At 37.9% G+C, this 4,267-nt stretch carries 7 protein-coding genes; 5 read left to right on the top strand and 2 right to left on the bottom strand.

Annotated elements, in window-relative coordinates; all coding sequences use genetic code 11:
- A partial coding sequence (locus L647_RS0120770) for a zinc-binding dehydrogenase (protein ID WP_029880567.1) occupies window positions 1–355 on the top strand: 355 nt, incomplete at its 5' end.
- 72 nt (window positions 356–427) lie between these two features.
- Window positions 428–1,270 carry an S-formylglutathione hydrolase gene (gene fghA, locus L647_RS0120765; RefSeq protein ID WP_024612723.1) on the top strand — a complete coding sequence of 281 codons (843 nt, stop codon included), beginning with the start codon at window positions 428–430 and terminating at the stop codon, window positions 1,268–1,270.
- On the opposite strand, the gene L647_RS0120760 is transcribed toward fghA, so the two are convergent.
- Window positions 1,224–1,598 (bottom strand): hypothetical protein, encoded by a 375-nt coding sequence (locus L647_RS0120760; RefSeq protein WP_024612722.1) that lies wholly within the window; start codon window positions 1,596–1,598, stop codon window positions 1,224–1,226. The genes fghA and L647_RS0120760 overlap by 47 nt on opposite strands.
- Before the next feature lie 77 nt (window positions 1,599–1,675).
- Entirely contained in the window at window positions 1,676–2,005 is a 330-nt protein-coding gene (locus tag L647_RS0120755; RefSeq protein WP_024612721.1) for a hypothetical protein, read from the bottom strand.
- 326 nt (window positions 2,006–2,331) lie between these two features.
- Between L647_RS0120755 and L647_RS0120750 the strand changes: the two genes are divergently transcribed.
- The 3 genes from L647_RS0120750 (at window position 2,332) to L647_RS01000000124745 (ending at window position 4,023) form a co-directional block, all read left to right on the top strand.
- Window positions 2,332–2,748: an MgtC/SapB family protein gene (locus tag L647_RS0120750; RefSeq protein ID WP_024612720.1), complete on the top strand. Its 417-nt coding sequence runs from the start codon at window positions 2,332–2,334 to the stop codon at window positions 2,746–2,748.
- A 237-nt stretch (window positions 2,749–2,985) separates the two neighbouring features.
- Complete coding sequence (locus L647_RS1000000126625; RefSeq protein WP_253948924.1) at window positions 2,986–3,291, top strand: transposase; 306 nt, start codon at window positions 2,986–2,988, stop codon at window positions 3,289–3,291.
- Complete coding sequence (locus L647_RS01000000124745; protein WP_253948923.1) at window positions 3,292–4,023, top strand: transposase; 732 nt, start codon at window positions 3,292–3,294, stop codon at window positions 4,021–4,023.
- Window positions 4,024–4,267 lie beyond the last annotated feature (244 nt).

Here is a 4,267-nt window from a genome sequence, read left to right as displayed (position 1 = left end):
GACTGACGGCGGCGTTGACTACTCGTTCGAGTGTATTGGCAATGTTGACGTAATGCGCTCAGCGCTTGAGTGTTGCCATAAAGGTTGGGGAGAATCTGTCATTATTGGTGTAGCAGGTGCAGGCCAAGAAATATCAACCCGCCCGTTTCAACTAGTTACTGGTCGTGTATGGCGTGGTAGCGCATTTGGTGGCGTTAAAGGTCGCTCACAACTTCCTGAAATTGTTGAACGTTATATGGCTGGCGAATTTGCCCTTAGCGATTTTATAACACACACAATGGGTCTTGAAGATATTAACGAAGCGTTTGATTTAATGCACGAAGGTAAAAGTATTCGTACAGTCATTCATTACTAATAAACTGCATTCGTAAAATAGCTTATTAATAAGCCGTAATACTTTTAAGTTTACGGCTTTTAAGGATTAAGTATGTTAGAAAATATCTCAAGCGTAAAAGTAGCTGGTGGTTGGCATAAACAATATACTCACAGCGCTCAAAGTACACACTGCACTATGCGTTTTGCCGTATTTTTACCACCTGGCGCAAGCGAGGCCAATAAAGTACCAGTACTTTATTGGTTATCGGGTTTAACCTGTACCGATGAAAACTTTATGCAAAAAGCCGGCGCATTTAAAAAAGCAGCCGAGCTAGGTATTGCTATTGTAGCGCCAGACACCAGTCCACGCGGCGAAAACGTACCAAATGAAGACACCTACGACTTTGCACAAGGTGCAGGCTTTTACGTAAATGCTACGCAAGCTCCTTACAACACACACTTTAATATGTACGATTATGTTGTAAACGAATTACCTGCATTAATAGAGCAACATTTTCCGGTAACAAGTACAAAAGCAATTAGTGGTCACTCTATGGGCGGACATGGAGCATTAATGGTTGCTCTTAAAAACCCGACTACGTTTGTAAGTGCCTCTGCATTTAGCCCTATTGTAAATCCTATTGAATGCCCTTGGGGTGTAAAAGCATTTACTGGCTATTTAGGAAACGATAAAGCGCTTTGGACACAATACGATAGTTGTGAGTTAATGAAAAACGCAGAGCCAACTAACTATTTACCTATGTTAGTAAGCCAAGGCGATGCCGACAACTTTTTAGAAGAGCAGCTTAAGCCTCAAAATTTAATAGCTGTTGCTAATCAAAAAAACTACCCACTTACACTTGAAATGCAAGCTGGCTACGATCACAGCTACTTTTTTATAAGTAGTTTTATTGACCAACACTTATTATTTCATCATCAGTTTTTGTCTGCTTAGATTCATTAGTGTGTAGGGTAGAATTTTCAACTTCTACACACTCTTTTAAACTCTTTGTTATTTGCCTACATACTTGAGTGGTCGTACTTTTACCTTTAACTAAATTAACTAACGCCGAATCTATTTTCAATCCAACATCTGCAAAACTAAATCCATTACTATTACTTGGTGTCGGGGTTAACGGATTTTTACTAGGCTCTGAACCTGATTGGTTATTTATAATTTGCTCATCTCGCGCGCTAGACTCAGCTCGCCCATCAATAAGCGCCCCAGCAACAGTACATCCGCTAAGAAAAAGTAATAAAATTATCGTAATAATAGTTCGCATGAGTATTCCTTTATATAGTAGCTACTGAGCAAGTAATTAAATTAGTATGAAATTACCTATTACCTATTACCTATTGCCTATTGCCTAACACTTATCAGCTCTTCATCCGATAGCGGCTTAGTAATATTTTCATTTTTAGATTGCTTTTCAATCAATACACATTCTTTTAAACTTTTAGTTATTTGCTTACATGTTTGATTAGGCTTACCTTCATCTTTAACAAATTCCACTATGGCGGAGTCAACTGCGTATCCCATTTTTGAGAAACTCATGCCGTTTTCGTCTTTAACAAAAGTACCTGAGTTCGTTGAACTACTACCCGAGCGTGCAGAACCATCAAGCAATACACCTACAGCGGTACAACCGACTAAACTTTGTAAAAAAACAACAATAACTAAAATACGCATTATTCATCCTGAATGCTAACTACTGGCTAATGGCTAATGCTTTAATTTTAACCTTTTTGTAAAATTACGCTGTAAAAATATGTACAAAATAGTAAGGAATTAAAATAAAACTTTATTATTAAACCTTCAACTCTTCTACAAACTCGTTAATAAAACCAATTAACTATTGAGTAAAATAGTAATAAATATATGTAAAAACTTCTTAAAAACACCACCTAAAAACTCATACAAGAATTAAACTGTTGATTAGTAACATATAAATTAATGGCTTACTGTTTGCTACTTGCCTGCTTATTATTAACAAACTTAACTAACATAGGCTAAATATGGAAATTGACTTACAGTGGAACGAAATACTAGATAACCTAATTCACTTAGGTATTGCCTACTTACTAGCACTGCCTATGGCATACGACAGAGAGCGTAGCCATGATGGTGCGGGACTTAGAACCTTTCCACTCGTTGCTGTTGCATCGTGTGGGTATGCACTTATTGCCATGTCAGTACTCGAATCGGGCGAAGCACAATCTAAAATGTTACAAGGCATTATTACTGGTATAGGTTTTATTGGCGGCGGTGCTATTTTAAAAAACAACCGCACTACGTCAGGCACAGCAACCGCAGCAAGTATTTGGAATATGGGCTTAATTGGTATAGCCGTAGCGTACAGCCGCTACGAAATAGCAATTTTACTTGCCATTATTAATTTTATAACGCTGAGGTATGTAAAAAAATTCAAGTAAATTTAATATAGTTAACGTTCAGATTAGCGGATAAATCAGCACGGTAATTAAGCTTGATATTAAATAACGATAATCCTAATGATCAGGGCTATAAGGAATGACGGCAGTATGCCATGAGCAGGCATTGAAGATTCTCAATGTGTGAAGTCAAGATTTGATAATCATATAGAAAGTTCCTCAAGTTTTTCGATACAGTTGTGTTGACCAAAACATAAACTGTACCTCGAGGAACTTAGTATGAAACTATATGGTGGAATTGACTTGCATTCAAATAATTGTGTAATTGCTATCATTAATGAACAAGGTGAAACGCTTAGCTGCAAGCGTTTAAATAATGACATCTCTGTCATTTTATCTTTTCTAACCCCTTATAAAGACAAGCTAGCAGGACTTGTTGTTGAATCAACATTTAATTGGTATTGGTTAGTTGATGCATTAATGGATGCAGAATTTAAGCATCACTTAGCAAACCCCGCTGCAATTAAACGATATTCAGGCTTAAAACATGCTGATGACCATAGTGATGCACGCTGGTTAGCTTAAATGCTACGTCTAGATATACTGCCTGAAGGCTATATTTATCCCCGTAAACTCAGGGCTGTTCGCGATTTAATGCGCAAACGAATGGACATTGTTCAACAGTCCACTAAAAACTTATTATCGGTGCAAAGTTGTTACATGCGTCATCTTGGTTATAAGCTCAGTAGCAACAAAATAAAGCAAATGGCTGGTATCAGAAAAAGCGTTGATACTGAGCAGGTACACGCAGACTTTAGCTCAATGAATACAGCACTGTCAGTCATTTCTAATCTCTCATTAATACGCTGTGCTCAACAGCAAATTAATGCGATAGAGGGCGCTATTTTAAAACAAACATCACTCTCCCCTGAGTTTATGAACCTATCCAGTATTGATGGAGTTGGGAACACTTTAGCGCTAACTATTATGTTAGAAACCGGCACGATTGAATGTTTTGATAGCCCAGGGAATTTCTCATCGTATTGTCGCTGTGTTAAAGGGGCAAGGTACAGCAATGGAAAGAAAAAAGGCGCTACGAATCAGAAGAATGGTAATCGTTATTTAGCGTGGGCCTTTACTGAGACTGCTAATTTTGCAATTCGTTATAACCCAACAGTTAAAAAATATTATCAACGAAAACTGGCTAAAACAAACAAGGTAGTTGCGATTAAAACGGTTGCACATAAGCTCGCAAGAGCGTGTTATCACGTGCTTAAAGACAATGTACCATTCGATGAACACAAGGCGTTTGCTTAGCGTCTATAAAACAAATTAGGTTAACGTGTTGAGCTCGTAATGGGGTTGGTAAAACCATTAGATTTGATTAAGCCTGCACGTTAACCGCTCATATTTTAAATACTGGATATGCCCAATGTTTGAGCCACAAAGGGTTGGTTATGTGTAAGCATAAACCACTGACTTGTTACAGCGCAGTGTGTAAACACAGCCAGAAACTGGACTGACATTGGTACTAAACGATGACTGAGGCGAAAGCCAAGGG

The organism is Pseudoalteromonas sp. TB64, from assembly GCF_000498095.1.
Taxonomy (GTDB): domain Bacteria; phylum Pseudomonadota; class Gammaproteobacteria; order Enterobacterales; family Alteromonadaceae; genus Pseudoalteromonas.
Note: the sequence above shows the minus strand (reverse complement) of the source record. Positions and strands in the feature narration are given on the sequence as shown.